Origin of the sequence: Micromonospora humi (genome assembly GCF_900090105.1) — a bacterium.
GTDB classification, from domain to species: Bacteria; Actinomycetota; Actinomycetes; order Mycobacteriales; family Micromonosporaceae; genus Micromonospora; species Micromonospora humi.
On sequence record NZ_FMDM01000001.1, the window covers coordinates 172,208 to 186,440 of the forward strand.

Sequence of the window (14,233 nt, forward strand, 5' to 3'; positions counted from 1 at the left end):
GGGCGCGTCATCGCGCCCGGCGTACCGCTCGCGCCCCACTCAGACCGGACGCAAGGAGAGACGTCATGATCGATGTCACGCTGGAGTCGGTGAGCAAGCGCTTCCCACGAGCCGGCGACACCGCGGCGGTCGACGACGTCGACCTGCGCATCGCGGCGGGGGAGTTCTTCACCCTGCTCGGCCCGAGCGGCTGCGGCAAGACCACCACCCTGCGCATGGTGGCCGGCTTCTACTTCCCCAGCTCGGGCCGGATCCGGTTCGGCGCCGAGGACGTCACCAACCGGCCGCCGAACAAGCGCGACACCGGCATGGTGTTCCAGAACTACGCGCTCTTCCCGCACCTGAGCGTCGCCCAGAACGTCGCGTACGGCCTGAAGATCCGCAAGGTCGGCCGGGCGGACGCCAAGCGGCGGGTCGACGAGGCGCTCGGCGAGGTGCACCTGGCCGGCTACGGCGACCGGCGCATCGACCAGCTCTCCGGCGGCCAGCAGCAGCGCGTCGCGCTGGCCCGGGCCCTGGTGATCCGGCCCCGCACGCTGCTGCTCGACGAGCCGCTGTCGAACCTGGACGCGAAGCTGCGCGAGGAGACCCGGGTCGAGATCCGCCGGATCCAGAAGGACAGCGGCACCACCGCGCTCTACGTCACCCACGACCAGGCCGAGGCGATGGCCATGTCCGACCGGATCGCGGTGATGGAGTCCGGCCGGGTCCGCCAGGTCGGCACGCCGCAGGAGATCTACCACCGCCCGGCCACCGCCTTCGTGGCCCGGTTCATCGGCCGCAGCAACGTGCTGAGCGTGCCGGTGGTGACCGCCGGTCCGGACACGGTCACCGTGGCGCTGCCCGGTGGCCGGGAGGTCCCGGTCGCCGCGCCCGCCGACCACGGGCTCCACGAGGGTGGCACGGCGCAGGTGTCGGTGCGGCCTGAGCACATCACGCTCGGCGCCGCCACGGACGAGGACGCGATCACCGGCCGGGTCACCGAGCTGGAGTTCACCGGCATGGCCACCAACCTCCTGGTCGACGTGGGCGGCGGCGAGCCGGTGCAGGTGACCGCCATCGACGTGCCGGCCCGGATCGCCGTGGGCGACCAGGTCGGGCTGCGCCTGCCGGCGGAGCGGATGTGGGTGGTGGCAGCTTGAGCACCATCCCCGCGACACCGAGCGCGGCCACCGTCCCGCCGATCACCGAGGACCCCACGCCGCCGGGCCGACGGTCCCGCCGCCCGGGGCTCAACGCCAACTCGCGCTGGTTCCCGTACGTCCTGGTCTTCCCGCTCGTGCTGATCCTGTTCGGCTACGTGGTGCAGCCGATGCTCGCCACCTTCGGCGAGAGCGTCGGGGTGGACGGCCCGGAGAACTGGGCCAGCTTCCTCACCGGCGACGGCGTGGCCCGCTCCGCGCTGCTCACCTCGCTGATGATCTCCGCCGCGAGCGTGCTGCTGTGCGGCGTCGTCGGCGTGGCCATGGCGTTCCTGCTGAAGCGGTTCTCGTTCCCCGGCCGCCGGCTCATCGAGGCGATCATCCTGGTGCCGGCGGCGCTGCCGCCGCTGATCGGGGCGATCTCGTTCCAGCTGCTCTACAGCGAGACCGGCATCCTGCCGCGCGCGCTGCAACAGCTCTTCGGCACCGAGAACCCGGTGCTGCCGTTCAGCGGCATCGCCGGTGTCCTGGTGGTGCACACGTTCACCATGTACCCGTTCTTCTACCTGGCCACGTCCGCCGCGTTGACCGGAATGGACCCGTCGGTGGAGGAGGCCGCCTACAACCTGGGCGCCGGCCGGGTCCGGGTCTGGCGCACCGTGCTGCTGCCGATGCTCACCCCGGCGCTGGTCTCCGCCTCGCTGCTGGTCTTCATGACGTCGCTGGCGTCGTACACCGCTCCGCTGCTGTTCGGGGTGGACCGCACGATGACCATGCAGATCTACATCAACCGCACCAACGGCGACCTGCCGATGGCCTCGACCTACGCGTCGGTGCTCGCGGTGGTGTCGGTGCTGTTCCTGCTCGGGATGCGCTGGTACGAGGGGCGGCGCAGCTACCGCTCCCAGTCCAAGGGCGTGGCCAGCCACCGTCGGGAGCTGACCAACCCGTTCGCCCGCTGGCTGGCGCTGGCCGCCTCGCTGCTCGCCGTGGTGGTGCTGCTCGCCCCGGTGGCGACCATCGCGCTGGTGGCGTTCTCCGAGGACGGGACGTGGACCACCGAGGTGATCCCGTCCGGCTACACCGCGCAGAACTTCACCACCATCTTCTCCGACCCGGACGCCTACCGGCCGATCCTGAACTCGTTGCAGATGAGCCTGCTCGCCACCGTCGGCTGCGTCGTGGTCGGCGTGCTCATCGCGTACGCCGTGCGCCGCCTGGACTTCCGCGGGCGTGGCCTGCTCGACGTGGCGGTCATGCTGGCCTGGGCGCTGCCCGGCACGGTGGTCGCGATCAACCTGATCTCGGCGTTCAGCACCGGTAACGCGTTCAGCTTCGGGCAGGTGCTGATCGGCACCTTCTGGATCATGCCGCTGGCCTACTTCGTGCGGTTCCTGCCGTTGGTGTTCCGCTCCAGCTCGGCCACGCTGGCCCAGCTCGACCCGTCGCTGGAGGAGGCCGCGCGCAACCTCGGCGCGTCCTGGTGGCGGGCGTTCGGCACGGTCACGCTGCGGCTGATGCTGCCGGGCGTGCTGGCCGGCGCGCTGCTCGCCTTCGTCAACGGCGTCGGGGAGTTCGTCGCCTCGGTGCTGATCTACACCTCGGAGACCGCGCCGATCTCGGTGGAGATCAACAACCGGATGTACTCGTTCGAGGTCGGCACCGCCGCCGCGTACGGGATGCTCCAGGTGGTGTTGATCTTCGTGGTGATGGTGGTCTCCGGCCGGCTGCAGAACGGCGGCCGGGCGGCGCGGGAGGCGACGAAGTGGACGGCGTGACCGCCCGCTGGGCCGACGGCGGCGGGCTGCTGCCCGCCGCCGGGATCCCCGGCGGTGAACTGGCCGACGTGGTCGCGGCGGCGGACTTCGCGGTGCTGCCGGTCGGCGCGGTCGAGTGGCACGGGCCGCACCTGCCGCTCGGCGCCGACCTGATCCTCGCCGAGGGCTTCGCCTCCGAGAGCGCCGCCCCCGGGCCCGGCCCGCGCGGCGTGCTGTTCCCGGCCGTCGCCTACGCGGCCTGCCCCGGGCAGACCCGGCCCTGGCCGGGCACGGTGGCGATCCGCCCCGAGATCGCGGTCGGCTACCTCGCCGACGTGATCGAGGGCATCGTCGCCGCCGGCTTCCCCCGGCTGCTGGTCGTCAACGGCCACGACGCCAACATGTCCACAGTGCGGGCCGCCATGGAGTGGGTCTCCGGGCGGCGCACCGCCAGCCTGCTGCTGGTCAACTGGTTCCAGCTGGTCACCCCGGCGGAGACCGGCGAGCTGTACGGCGACGTGATCGCCCGCGGTCACGGCGGCGCGTACGAGACGTCCGGGGTGCTCGGCTTCGCGCCGGAGACGGTGCGCCTGGCCGCCGCCGCCGACCTGCCGCCGCGACCGAAGCTGCCGGTGACGCACCCGTACGTGCTGGTCGAGTCCCGGCCCGACCCGTGGCAGGGCTGGTCCGGGCACGTCTCGCGGGCCACCGAGCAGGCCGGCCGCACGGTGCGCACCACCGCCGGCGCGCGGCTGCGCGAGATCGTCGCCGCCTGGGTGGCCGCACCGATGCCGGCCCCGCCCACCGCCGACCCGCTGCCCGACTCGCCGCCCGATCCGTTGCCCGAGGAGGACGCGTGACCGCCGACCGGGGACTGGACGTCGTCGACTTCCACCTGCACTTCCGTATCGGCGCGGACGAGACGGTCCACGCCTGCGAGGAGGCCGCCGGGATGCACCCGGGCGGCGCGCACGAGCGGGAGGTGCGGGCCGCCGGCTCCGCGCCGTACGCCCGGCAGTGGCGCCGGGCCTGGAGCTTCCCGGAGCCGGAACCGCCCGCCGAGCGCTGGCAGGACGAGGCGGACCGGTGGGTCGACGAACTGCGCGCCGCCCGGGTGCGCCGGGCCGTCTTCGTCACCGGCGGCGGCAACGACGCGCTGGCCGACGTGGTCGACCGGCACCCCGACCTGCTGCTCGGCCTCGCCCACCACGACCCCTGTTCGCCGGACGCGGCGGTCGAGCTGGAGCGCGCGGTCACCGAGCGGGGGCTGCGCGGGCTGAAACTGTTCGCGCCGCTGCTGCGCGGCCCGCTCGACCACGAGGACCTGGACCCGCTCTGGGCCACCGCCCAACGCCTCGGCGTGCCGGTGCTGATCCACATCGGTCACTACGGCAGCGCCGGCGGCCTCCCCGTCGGCCGGTACGGCGGCCCGGACGAGCTGGTCCGGATGGCCCGTCGCTTCCCCGAGCTGGCCGTGGTGGTGCCGCACTTCGGCGTGCAGCACGTGCAGGAGCTGTTCTTCGCCGCCTGGGGCTGCCCCAACATCTCCATCGACACGTCCGGCTCGAACCAGTGGGTCCGCTGGATGCCCTACCGGCTCACGCTGGAGGACCTGTTCCGCCGCGCCTACGAGACGATCGGCCCGCACCGCATCGTGTTCGGCAGCGACTCGTCCTGGTTCCCGCGCGGCTACGTCACCCGCTACCTCGACGACCAGCTGCGCGTCTGCCACGAGCTGGGCCTGCCCGAGGACCACCTGCGCGCGATCTTCGCCGGGAACGCCGAGCGACTGCTCGGCCTGACCGCGGACCGGAAGGAAACCCGATGAGCACGCTGACCACCTACCAGCGCAACCACCTGGCGCCGACGTACGACCACCACGTCGGCAAGCTCTATCCGGCGATGGTGCGCGCCAGCCAGGCGCACGTGGTGATGCTGACCGAGCAGGGGCTGATCCCGGCCGAGCGGGGGGCCCGGCTGCTGCGCGGGCTGGCCGAGCTGCGCGCCGACACCACCGCCACCCCGGCGTACGACGGCAGCTTCGAGGACACCTACTACCTGCTGGAGAAGCGGCTCGCCGCGGCGTGCGGCATCCCCACGTCCGAGCTGGACGTGCAGCTCGCCCGCAGCCGCAACGACCTGGACGCCGGCGTGTTCCGGATGCTGCTGCGCGACCAGCTCGTCGAGGTGCTCCAGCGGGTGCTGGACACCGGGCGCACCGCCCTGGACCAGGCCGACCGGTACGCCGACGTGGTCATCACCGGCTACACCCACCGCCGCCCGGCCCAGCCCACCACGATCGGGCACGCGCTCGCCGGCTACGCCGAGGCGCTCGCCGGTCAGGCCGCCACCTACGCCGACGTGATCGACCAGCTCAACGTCTCGCCGCTGGGCTCCTGCGCGTTCGCCGGCACCGACCTGGACATCGACCCGGCCCGGTTGGCCGAGCTGCTCGGCTTCGCCGGCCTGGTCACCAACTCGTACGAGGCCGTCGCCGGCGCCGACCACCTGGTCCGGGTCGGCACGATCAACGCCCGCGCGCTGGCCACCGGCGCCCGGCTGGCGCGCACGCTGATGGACTGGCTGAGCTGGCAGTGGGTGACCACCCCGGGTGACTTCACCCAGGGCAGCAGCATCATGCCGCAGAAGCGCAACCCGGTGGTGCTGGAGCACCTGGTCTCCTACGCCGGTCAGGCCGCCGCGGACGCCGCCTCGGTGCTCAACAACGTCGGCGCCGCCTGGTGGGAGGACTCCAACAACGCCACCACCGACGTGCAGGTGCGGCTCTGGGAGAGCAACGACCGGGCGGAGCGGTTCTTCGCGCTGGTCGGCGGCTTCCTCGCCGAGATCGCGCCGCTGAACCCGCCGAGCCGGGAGGAGATCGTCGCCTCCGGCGCCACCACCACCGCCGCCGCGGACGCGCTGACCCGCCACGGGGTGCCGTTCCGGGCCGCGCACTCGCTGGTCGGCCGGCTGGTGCGCGCCGGCGGGCCGGACACCTGGACCCCCGAGGGCGTACGCGCCGCCGCCGCCGATGTCGCCGGCGAGCTGGACGACGCGGCGGTGGCCGACCTGATCGCCGCCGCCGTCCGCCCGGAGCTGGTCCTCCGGCGGGCCCAGGCCGACGGGCCGGGCGCCGCCGCGGTCCGCGCCCAGGTGGGTGTGCTGCGGGCCGCGCTGGAGCCGGTCGCCGACCGGCTGGACGCGGTGCGGGGCCTGCTGCGCCGCGCCGACGAGGCGCTGGACGCCGTCGCCGCCGAGCTGGGAGCCAACCGAGCGTGAGAGCCCCGCAGTCGCGAACGGAGATCACATCGTGAGCGCGAGGAGTGAGCCGGGTTTGCAAGCCCCGCAGTCGCGAACGGAGATCACATCGTGAGCGCGCGGCTCTCCGGTCCGCCCGCCGCCGGTACGCGCGGCGCGGGGCTGCTGCTCGGCATCGACTTCGGTGGCACCAAGATGGCGGTCGGGGTGTCCGACGCCGACGGCCGGCTGCTGGCCCACCGCCGGGTGCCCACCCACGCCGAGCAGGGCGCGCCGCAGGCGCTGGCCCGGGCGCTGGCGCTCGCCGGTGACCTGGTCGGCGAGGTCGGTGGCCCGCTCGCCGCGGCCGGGGTGGCCTCGCCCGGCGTGGTGCGCCCGGACGGCATCGACCTGGCGCCCAACGTGCCCGGCTGGGAGCGGCTGCGGCTGGCCGACGCGGTCCGCGACGCGTTGGACGTGCCCCGGGTCGCGGTGGACAACGACCTGAACGCCGCCGCCCTGGCCGAGCTGCGTCACGGCGCCCTGCGCGGCGTCGACCCCGGCCTGGTGGTGGGGATCGGGACCGGGGTGGCCGCGGCCGTCACGGTTGGCGGCGCGGTGCTGCCCGGTCACCGTGGCGCGGCCGGCGAGATCGGGTACGCGGTGGCCGGCGGCCCCTGGCCGGGGACGATGCTGGAGCTGGACTTCTCCGGCCGGGCGCTGGACCGGCTCGCCGCCGACCTCGACGTGCCCGGCGGGACGGCCGGTCTCGCCGCCGCCGCCGAGCAGCCGGGCGCGGCGCGTGACGCGCTGGCCGCCCGGGTCGACGAGGCGGCCCGCGCGCTGGCTACCTGCTGCCTGCTGCTCGATCCACAGCGGATCGTGCTGGTCGGCGGCGTCACCCGCAGCGGGTTGATCCGGCGGATGCTCGTCGACCGGCTCACCGAGGCGCTGCCGCACCCGCCCGACGTGGTGCGGTCCGACTTCGCCGACGACGCGGCGTTGTACGGCGCGCTGGCCCTGGCCCGGGACACGGTGCCCGCGTCACTGTAGTGTGCGTCACATTTTCCGGCGCTCACGGCGGCCGGGTCCGGACCCGCGATCCCTTGCCGGGCAACGGATCCCACCAGGTGGAGCGCGGTCGCGCGGTGGGGGAGGATGCCGCCCGGGTACGCACCGGAACGGTGTCGGCACCGATCGTGAAGGCCGAGCAGATGTCGGCGATCGTGAATTTGCAGCCGTCATTACGCTGCGGGTGGTTGATCGCCGGAACCACGGACGACAGGTGGAAGAACCTCAGATGAGTGACAATCACCCTCCCTACGGAGGCTATCCGGACCCGAACGCCGGAGCGTGGGGCAACCAGCCCGACCCCAACGCCCCGTACGGCCAGCAGCCGGCCTCCGGCGCGCCCTACGGTGGGCAGCCCGGTTCGGGCGCGCCCTACGGCACCCCGCCGGCGTCCGGCGCCCCGTACGGCGCGCAGCCGGGTTCCGGCGCCCCGTACGGCGCGCAGCCCGGGGCTCCGTACCCGGGTCAGCCCGGCTATCCCGGGCAGCCGGCGCCGTTCGCGGCGGCCCCGCCGCCCGGCGGCCGGTCGAAGAAGGGCCTGATCGTCGGCCTCGCCGCCGGCGCGGTGACGTTGACGTTGCTCTGCTGCGGCGGCGGTCTCGCCTACGTCGCGTTCGGCGGCGACGACAAGGACGACCCGACGCCGATCGCCTCCGGCAGTGCCACCCCGGGGCCGACCTCGGCCCCCACCGAGTCTCCGTCGGAGTCGACCGGGCCGGACGAGCCCACCAACAACGACGCCACGACCGCCCGCTACTCCAGCGACCTGTCCGCGGTCTGCGAGGGCGGTTCGATCCTCAACGCCGCCCCGTACACCGGGCCGTCGACCGCGAAGGCGTACGTCTTCTCCAACGCCCCGGACCGGCCGACGTTCTGGTCGCAGAAGTCGTTCAGCTCGGACAAGCGCTACTACGCCAAGTCGGCGGACTTCGCCACCGCGTCGGTGATCGGCTGCCTCAAGATGGTCGACGGCAGCGAGGGCGCGCCGAAGAAGTGCCAGTACAAGGCCACCGACGGCAAGATCGTCACGGTCGACTACATCTCCTCGCGGTACACGCTGACGTTCCACGCGGCCAAGACCGGGGAGAAGATCGGCGACGGCGGCACGGTGACCGCGCCGGCCGCCCGCTGCCCGAGCTTCATCTCCTACAACAAGGTGACGATGAAGTCGTACGCGGCCCCGGACAGCGGCACCATCGAGGCGGCGCTGGACCGGTTCCTGAAGTAACGAGCGTTAACAGGGGGCCCCGCTTATGCAGAATGCGTTAAGCGGGGCCCCCGCCTTACGGGCATTCGTTGGCGAAGATCCGGAGCAGCTCCGGCAGGTGGAAGCGTTGGCCCAGGCCGCCGGAGTCGACCGGCACCAGCATGTTGTGCTGGACCAGGTGCTCGACCAGCCGGTTGGCCTGCTGCCGGGGCAGGCGCAGGATCTCCACCGCGCTGGTCGGGGTGATCAGCGAGTCGGCGGCGGCCAGCTCGCGCAGCGCCCGGCGGGCGTCGACGTCCAGCCCCCGGTAGCTGACCGAGAGCGTGTCCCGCACCGAGATGTCCCCGACCACCAGCTCGGCGAGCCGGTTCTCCTCGATCTCCAGGTGCTCGGCGAAGCCGGGGAGCGCGCCGTCCGGCTGGGTGACCAGCCGGCTGCCGACGATCCGCAGGGCCAGCGGCAACTGGTCGCAGGCGTCGGCGATCCGGCCGAACACCTCCGGCTGCTCGCGGACCCGGGCCTCACCCGCGATCGTCGCCAGCAGCTCCACCGCCTCGTCCCGGTCCAGCGCGCCCAGCGTCAGCCGCCAGCCGACGTCCAGGTCCAGCAGGCGCTGGCGACTGTTGACCAGCACCAGGCTGCGGCCGGCGCCCGGCAGCAGCGGGCGGACCTGCTGCGCGCACTCGACGTCGTCGATGATGAGCAGCAGCCGCCGGCCGGCGAGCGCGCACCGCAGCACCGCGGCCCGCTCCCGGATGTCGTCGGACACGTCGGTCAGCGGCACCCCCAGCTCGACCAGTAGTTCCCGGATCAGCTCCCCGCTGCCGCGTGGCGGCTCGTCACCGCTGTCGAAGCTGACGAAGAGCTGCCCGTCGGGGAAGAGGTCGGCCAGCTCGTAGCCGCTGGACACCGAGAAGGACGACTTGCCCACGCCGGGCGCGCCGGAGACCAGCACGACGGCGGCGTGCTCGTCCGCGCCGGTCGAGTCGGCGATCCCCTCGGCGATGGCGCGGAGCTGGCCGGCGGTGGTGTCCCGGCCGACCAGGGACGGCGGTTTCATCGGCAGCGCCTGCCGGCCGGCCGGCGGCGTGGCCGGACCCGCACCGGCGGCCCGGCCGGACGGTGGACGGGCCTCGGCCGAGTCCGCGTCCAGCGCGTTCTGCAGGGCGCCCTGCAGGGTCGGGCCGGGATCGACGCCGAGTTCGTCGACGATGCCGCGCCGGGCCTGCTGGTAGGCGGCCAGCGCCTCGGCGACGCGCCCCTCGAGCGTCAGCGCGGTCACCAGTTGCGCCTGGTGGCGCTCGTCGAGCGGCTCCTCGGCCACCAGCCGGCGCAACGCCGGGATGACCCGGGCCGGCTGGCCCAGGCGCAGGCGCAGGTCGGTCAGCTCGGTGGTCATCTCGCGGTGCTGCTCCCGCAGCGCGGTGACCGCCGCGCCCAGCTCGGTGCCGAGATCCGGCAGGTCCTCCAGCGGATGACCCCGCCACAGCCCGGCGGCCCGGTCGAACAGGTCGGCGGCGGCGTCCGGTCGGTCCTCCCGCGCGGCCCGACGCGCGTCGTCGGCGAGGCGCTGGAACCGGAGCAGGTCCAGCTCGTGCTCGTCGACGCGCAGGTGGTAGCCGGTGCCGTCGTGGACCAGCCGGTCGGCCGAGTCGCCGCCGCGGTCCAGCACCTGCCGCAGCCGGTGCACGTACGTGCGCAGGTTGCGTACCGCCGATGCGGGCGGCGCGTCCGGCCAGAGGCCGTCGACCAGCCGGGCGGTGGAGACGGTGCGACCCGGGCTCAACAGCAGCACGGCGAGCAGGAGCCGCGGTTTGGTGCCGGTCAGCGTGACCGCGCGGTCGCCCGCGGACAGGGTCAGCGGACCGAGAACACTGAACTGCATGGATGTAGTCCCTCGCTCCGCAGTACCGTCCACAGTGTTGCGACGGCTGAATTTCCCACCTTCGGCTAGGAAATAACGCGCCCCCAGATGGTGAAAGGACTCACCGATCGGGGTGCACTTCGTGACTCTGGGTGAGTTGCGCCGTCGCCCGGTGCGCCGCGTCGAGCACGGCGACCGCGTCCGCCACCTGAGCGCCCTCGGAGCGGCCGGTGCGGACCAGCTCGGCGAAGTCCTCCGCCTGGCGGGCCAGCGCCGCGTACATGGTGGCGTCCCCGTCGGCCGGGTCGAGGAACATCAGCCGGACGTGGTCGCGGGTGCCGAACACCTCCACCGCGGCCATGTCCCCGCCCGGATAGTGCCGGCCGAGCGAGACCAGCGCGGTGCCGCCGCCGGAGAGGCCGAGCAACGCGTGCGCGCTGTCCACGTCCCGGCCGCGTACCGCCGGGTCGGTGACGTGCCCGGCCGGCTGGGCGGCGACCCGGGCGACGTCCTGCCCGGTCAGCCACCGGATCTGGTCGAACTCGTGCACCCCCATGTCCACGAAGATGCCGCCGCTGCCGGTGCGGAACGCCGCCGCGGGCGGCTCACCGTCCCACTGCGACGCGGCCACGAACAGCACCTCACCGAGCTCGCCGCCGGCGATCCGCTCGCGCAGCCGCCGCAGCTCGGGCACGTACCGGCGCCAGTAGGCGACCTGGAAGCCGACGCCGGCGGCCGCGGCGACCCGGCCGGCCTCCGCGGCCTCGGCCGCGTCCAGCCCGGCCGGCTTCTCGCACAGCACCGGCAGGCCCGCCTTCGCGGCGGCCGCGACCAGCGCGCCGTGCCGGCCGGTCGGCGCGGTCACCAGCAGACCGTCCGGCGCGGCGTCCGCGAGCATGTCCTCCACGCTCGGGTACGCCGGCAGCCCGGCGGCGACGACCGCCGCCCGCGCCTGCGGCACCGGGTCGACCACGTGGCTGATCCGAACCGTCCGGTGGCCCGCCAGCGCCCGCAGGTGGTGGCGGCCCATCCGCCCCGCACCCACCAGCGCCAGCCGGAACTCGTCATCGCTGCTCATCGTCGTTGCCCTCCTCGTCGTCGACGTGGTCCGTGCCCAGCCAGTCCGCCAGCGCCGCCACCACGGCCGGGGCGCCGGTGGCGAAGACGGTCTGCCCGTCCCGGCGCCACCGGCGGCTCACCCCGCCACCGGCCTCCACCAGCGCGGTGCCGGCGGCGACGTCCCACGCCGCGGGGTCGAAGCTGACGAACGCGTCCAACTCCCCGCAGGCCACCGCCGCCAGGTCGCAGACCGTGGAGCCGGAGTTGCGCAGGTCCGCGACGCGCGGCGCGAGGCCGACCAGCGCCTGGTAGGCCCGCCGCCGGGGGCCGGGCGCGTTCGGCACCGCGAACGCCACCAGCGCGTGCTCGGGCACCGCGTCGCGGTTGACCGCCACCGTGGCGTCGCCGTCGTGCGCGCCGTCGGCGTCGAGTACCAGGCAGGCGCCGGAGGCCGGTTGCAGGATGGTGGCCGCGACCACCCGGCCCTCGCCGTCGCCCACGTCGCAGCCCGCCGCCACGGCGATGCTGACCGCGTAGCGGCTCGCACCGTGGCTGAAGTTCAGCGTGCCGTCCAGCGGATCGACTATCCAGCGCAGGCCGGAGCAGCCGGCGCTCAGCCCGGACTCCTCGGCCAGCACGGCGTCCTGCGGGCGGTCGCGGGCGAGCAGGTCGAGGATCGCCCGTTCGCTGGCGTGGTCGGCCGTGGTCACCGGGTCCTGCGCCGCGCCCCCCTTGTGCACGGTCTGGAAGCCCCGGTGACGTGCCTGGCGGATGGCGTCCGCGCCGGCCCGCGCGGCGCGCAGGCTGAGGTGGCGCAGGTCGCCGGGCGCGGCGCCGATGCTCATCGCGCCACCTCCGTCTCCCGCAGGTCGGCGACCTGGGCGTAGTGCCCGTCCACGAAGAGCAGCGGCGGCGTGGACCGCAGCAGGCCGGCGGCGCGGACGGTGCCCATCAGCACCGCGTGGTCACCGGCCGGCTCGGCCGACACCGCCTCGCACCCGAAGTACGCCACCCCGTCGGTCAGCCGTGGACAGCCGGTCTCCCGCTCCGCGTCGTACGCGACGCCGGCGAAGCCCTCCGCGCCGGTGGGCCGGCCCCGGCTGGCGAACCAGGCCGCGTCCTCGCGCTGGTCGTCGGCGAGCACGGTGACCGCGAACCGGCCGCTGCCCTGGACCGCGTCCAGCAGCCGGCAGTCCCGGCGCAGGCAGACCAGCAGCATCCGGGGGGACAACGACACCGTGGTGAACGAGTTGACGGTCATGCCGAGCGGCCCGTCCGGTCCGAGGGCCGTCGCCACCGCCACCCCGGTGGCGAAACGCCCCGCCACGGAACGGAAGGCCCGCTCCTGCTCGTACGCGTTGCTGATCCCGGTCATCACCGTTCTCCTCTCGTCCCGCCGGTCCCGTCGCCGACCAGGGCGGCGGTCCGGCGTCGGTCGGTCTTGCCGTTGCCGTTGGTGGGCAGCGCGGCCACGTGGTGGATCCGGACCGGCACCATGTAGCCGGGCAGCCGGTCCGCGCAGCGGCGGGACAGCTCGGCGGCGATCCCGGCGGCGCCGGTGTAGACCGCCTGCAACGTCACGTCGTCGCCGGCGCCGAGCGCCAGCACCACCGCGTCCTGCACGCCGGCGTGCCCACGCAGCACCATCTCGACCTCGCCCAGCTCGATCCGGTAGCCGCGCAGCTTCACCTGGTCGTCGAGGCGGCCGTGGTGCACGAGCGTGCCGTGCTCGCGGCGGACCCGGTCGCCGGTGCGGTAGTAGCGCGAGCCGTCGTGTGTGACGAACCGGCCCTCGTCGTCGGCCGGGTCGAGGTAGCCGGCGAAGCACTGCGGTCCCCGTACGCACAGCTCGCCGTCGTCGCCGCCGGTCGTGCCGTCCTCGGCCCGCAGGATCGCGTCGAGGTCGTCGTGCACGTCGCCGATCGGCACGGTGCCGTTCGAGGTCGCCGGCCAGGTCGCCGGATCGGCCGGCAACCGGTGCGCGGTGCAGGTGACGGTCAGCTCGGTGGGGCCGTAGAGGTTCTCCACCACGCTGCCCGGGGCCGCCGCCGCCCACGCCCGCGCCTGTTCGACGGTGAGCTGCTCGCCGGCGAAGAGGCTGTGCCGCAGGCCGGGCATGGCACCGGGGGAGAGCATCCGCATCCGGCGGGCCAGCGACACCACCGACGGCACCGAGAACCAGTGGGTGATCCGCCGCTCGTTGACGAACCGCACCGGGGTGAGCACCTCGTCCGGCTGTGGCACCACGAGCGTGGCGCCGCCGCCCCAGGCGACGAACATGTCGAACACCGACGGGTCGAAGGTCAGGTCGAAGGTCTGCGACAGCCGGTCGCCCGGGCCGACGCGGTAGCCGGAGAGACAGCGCGCCAGGTAGGCGTCCACGTTGCGGTGCCGGATCGGCACCCCCTTGGGCCGGCCGGTCGAGCCGGACGTGAAGAGCAGGTAGGCCACGTCGTCCGGGCGCACGACCGGCTCCGGCGCGGCGGCGGGCGGCGGGCCGTCGAGCCGGACCGTGACGGCGTCGCCCGCGACGTCGGCCGCCACCGCCGCGCCGGCGGCGTCGACCACCAGGGCGTCCACCCCGGCGTCGCGGCACAGCCGGGCGTTGCGGGCCGCCGGGAAGGCCGGGTTGAGCGGCACCACGACCGCGCCGGCCCGCAGCGCGGCCAGATAACCGGCGTACGCCGGCAGGCTGCGCGCGGCCAACAGGCCGACCGCCCGTGGGCGGCGGCCCACCCGGGCGTGGATCCGCCCGGCGAGACCGTCGGCGACCTCCCGCAACCGGCGGTAGGTCAGCGACTCGCCGCCGACCTCCAGCGCGACCGCCTCGGGCACGCGCTCCGCGCTGCGTCGGAACCACTGGTAGAGACTCACGGCGTTGCTCCCTTCCGTG

General features: G+C 74.3%; 12 protein-coding genes. 7 read left to right on the top strand and 5 right to left on the bottom strand.

Annotated elements, in window-relative coordinates:
• Positions 1–65 precede the first annotated feature (65 nt).
• The 7 genes from GA0070213_RS00750 (at position 66) to GA0070213_RS00780 (ending at position 8,438) form a co-directional block, all read left to right on the top strand.
• On the top strand, positions 66–1,142 hold the full coding sequence (locus tag GA0070213_RS00750) for an ABC transporter ATP-binding protein (RefSeq protein WP_091055541.1): 1,077 nt from the start codon (positions 66–68) through the stop codon (positions 1,140–1,142).
• On the top strand, positions 1,139–2,920 hold the full coding sequence (locus tag GA0070213_RS00755) for an ABC transporter permease (RefSeq protein ID WP_245716194.1): 1,782 nt from the start codon (positions 1,139–1,141) through the stop codon (positions 2,918–2,920). Before GA0070213_RS00750 ends, GA0070213_RS00755 begins: the two co-directional genes overlap by 4 nt.
• A complete protein-coding gene (locus tag GA0070213_RS00760; RefSeq protein WP_245716195.1) occupies positions 2,917–3,759 on the top strand; it encodes a creatininase family protein in 843 nt (280 codons plus the stop codon). Before GA0070213_RS00755 ends, GA0070213_RS00760 begins: the two co-directional genes overlap by 4 nt.
• Positions 3,756–4,727: an amidohydrolase family protein gene (locus GA0070213_RS00765; RefSeq protein WP_217628569.1), complete on the top strand. Its 972-nt coding sequence runs from the start codon at positions 3,756–3,758 to the stop codon at positions 4,725–4,727. The genes GA0070213_RS00760 and GA0070213_RS00765 overlap by 4 nt, the downstream gene beginning before the upstream one ends.
• Positions 4,724–6,181, top strand: coding sequence for an argininosuccinate lyase (locus GA0070213_RS00770; RefSeq protein ID WP_091055545.1), 1,458 nt, complete (start codon positions 4,724–4,726; stop codon positions 6,179–6,181). Before GA0070213_RS00765 ends, GA0070213_RS00770 begins: the two co-directional genes overlap by 4 nt.
• A gap of 90 nt (positions 6,182–6,271) precedes the next feature.
• Complete coding sequence (locus GA0070213_RS00775) at positions 6,272–7,192, top strand: ROK family protein (RefSeq protein WP_245716196.1); 921 nt, start codon at positions 6,272–6,274, stop codon at positions 7,190–7,192.
• 247 nt (positions 7,193–7,439) lie between these two features.
• Entirely contained in the window at positions 7,440–8,438 is a 999-nt protein-coding gene (locus GA0070213_RS00780; protein WP_091055548.1) for a hypothetical protein, read from the top strand.
• Positions 8,439–8,493: 55 nt separating this feature from the next.
• Here the strand turns inward: GA0070213_RS00780 and GA0070213_RS00785 are convergent, their stop codons facing one another.
• From GA0070213_RS00785 to GA0070213_RS00805, 5 genes are all read right to left on the bottom strand, one after another.
• Positions 8,494–10,302 (bottom strand): AfsR/SARP family transcriptional regulator, encoded by a 1,809-nt coding sequence (locus GA0070213_RS00785; RefSeq protein WP_091055550.1) that lies wholly within the window; start codon positions 10,300–10,302, stop codon positions 8,494–8,496.
• A gap of 100 nt (positions 10,303–10,402) precedes the next feature.
• Positions 10,403–11,359, bottom strand: coding sequence for a Gfo/Idh/MocA family protein (locus tag GA0070213_RS00790; RefSeq protein WP_091055552.1), 957 nt, complete (start codon positions 11,357–11,359; stop codon positions 10,403–10,405).
• The gene (locus GA0070213_RS00795) at positions 11,346–12,185 is read right to left on the bottom strand and encodes an inositol monophosphatase family protein (RefSeq protein ID WP_091055555.1); all 840 of its coding nucleotides are present in this window, start codon (positions 12,183–12,185) and stop codon (positions 11,346–11,348) included. The genes GA0070213_RS00790 and GA0070213_RS00795 overlap by 14 nt, the downstream gene beginning before the upstream one ends.
• The gene (locus GA0070213_RS00800; RefSeq protein ID WP_091055558.1) at positions 12,182–12,715 is read right to left on the bottom strand and encodes a flavin reductase family protein; all 534 of its coding nucleotides are present in this window, start codon (positions 12,713–12,715) and stop codon (positions 12,182–12,184) included. Before GA0070213_RS00800 ends, GA0070213_RS00795 begins: the two co-directional genes overlap by 4 nt.
• A complete protein-coding gene (locus GA0070213_RS00805) occupies positions 12,715–14,214 on the bottom strand; it encodes an amino acid adenylation domain-containing protein (protein WP_091055561.1) in 1,500 nt (499 codons plus the stop codon). The genes GA0070213_RS00800 and GA0070213_RS00805 overlap by 1 nt, the downstream gene beginning before the upstream one ends.
• Positions 14,215–14,233: the final 19 nt, after the last annotated feature.

What these genes read in the sequence shown, in the direction of transcription:
- GA0070213_RS00750 (WP_091055541.1), top strand. Translation starts at nt 66, where the DNA reads ATGATCGATGTCACGCTGGAGTCGGTGAGCAAGCGCTTCCCACGAGCC.
- GA0070213_RS00770 (WP_091055545.1), top strand. Translation starts at nt 4,724, where the DNA reads ATGAGCACGCTGACCACCTACCAGCGCAACCACCTGGCGCCGACGTAC.
- GA0070213_RS00780 (WP_091055548.1), top strand. Translation starts at nt 7,440, where the DNA reads ATGAGTGACAATCACCCTCCCTACGGAGGCTATCCGGACCCGAACGCC.
- GA0070213_RS00785 (WP_091055550.1), bottom strand. Translation starts at nt 10,302, where the DNA reads ATGCAGTTCAGTGTTCTCGGTCCGCTGACCCTGTCCGCGGGCGACCGC.
- GA0070213_RS00790 (WP_091055552.1), bottom strand. Translation starts at nt 11,359, where the DNA reads ATGAGCAGCGATGACGAGTTCCGGCTGGCGCTGGTGGGTGCGGGGCGG.
- GA0070213_RS00795 (WP_091055555.1), bottom strand. Translation starts at nt 12,185, where the DNA reads ATGAGCATCGGCGCCGCGCCCGGCGACCTGCGCCACCTCAGCCTGCGC.
- GA0070213_RS00800 (WP_091055558.1), bottom strand. Translation starts at nt 12,715, where the DNA reads ATGACCGGGATCAGCAACGCGTACGAGCAGGAGCGGGCCTTCCGTTCC.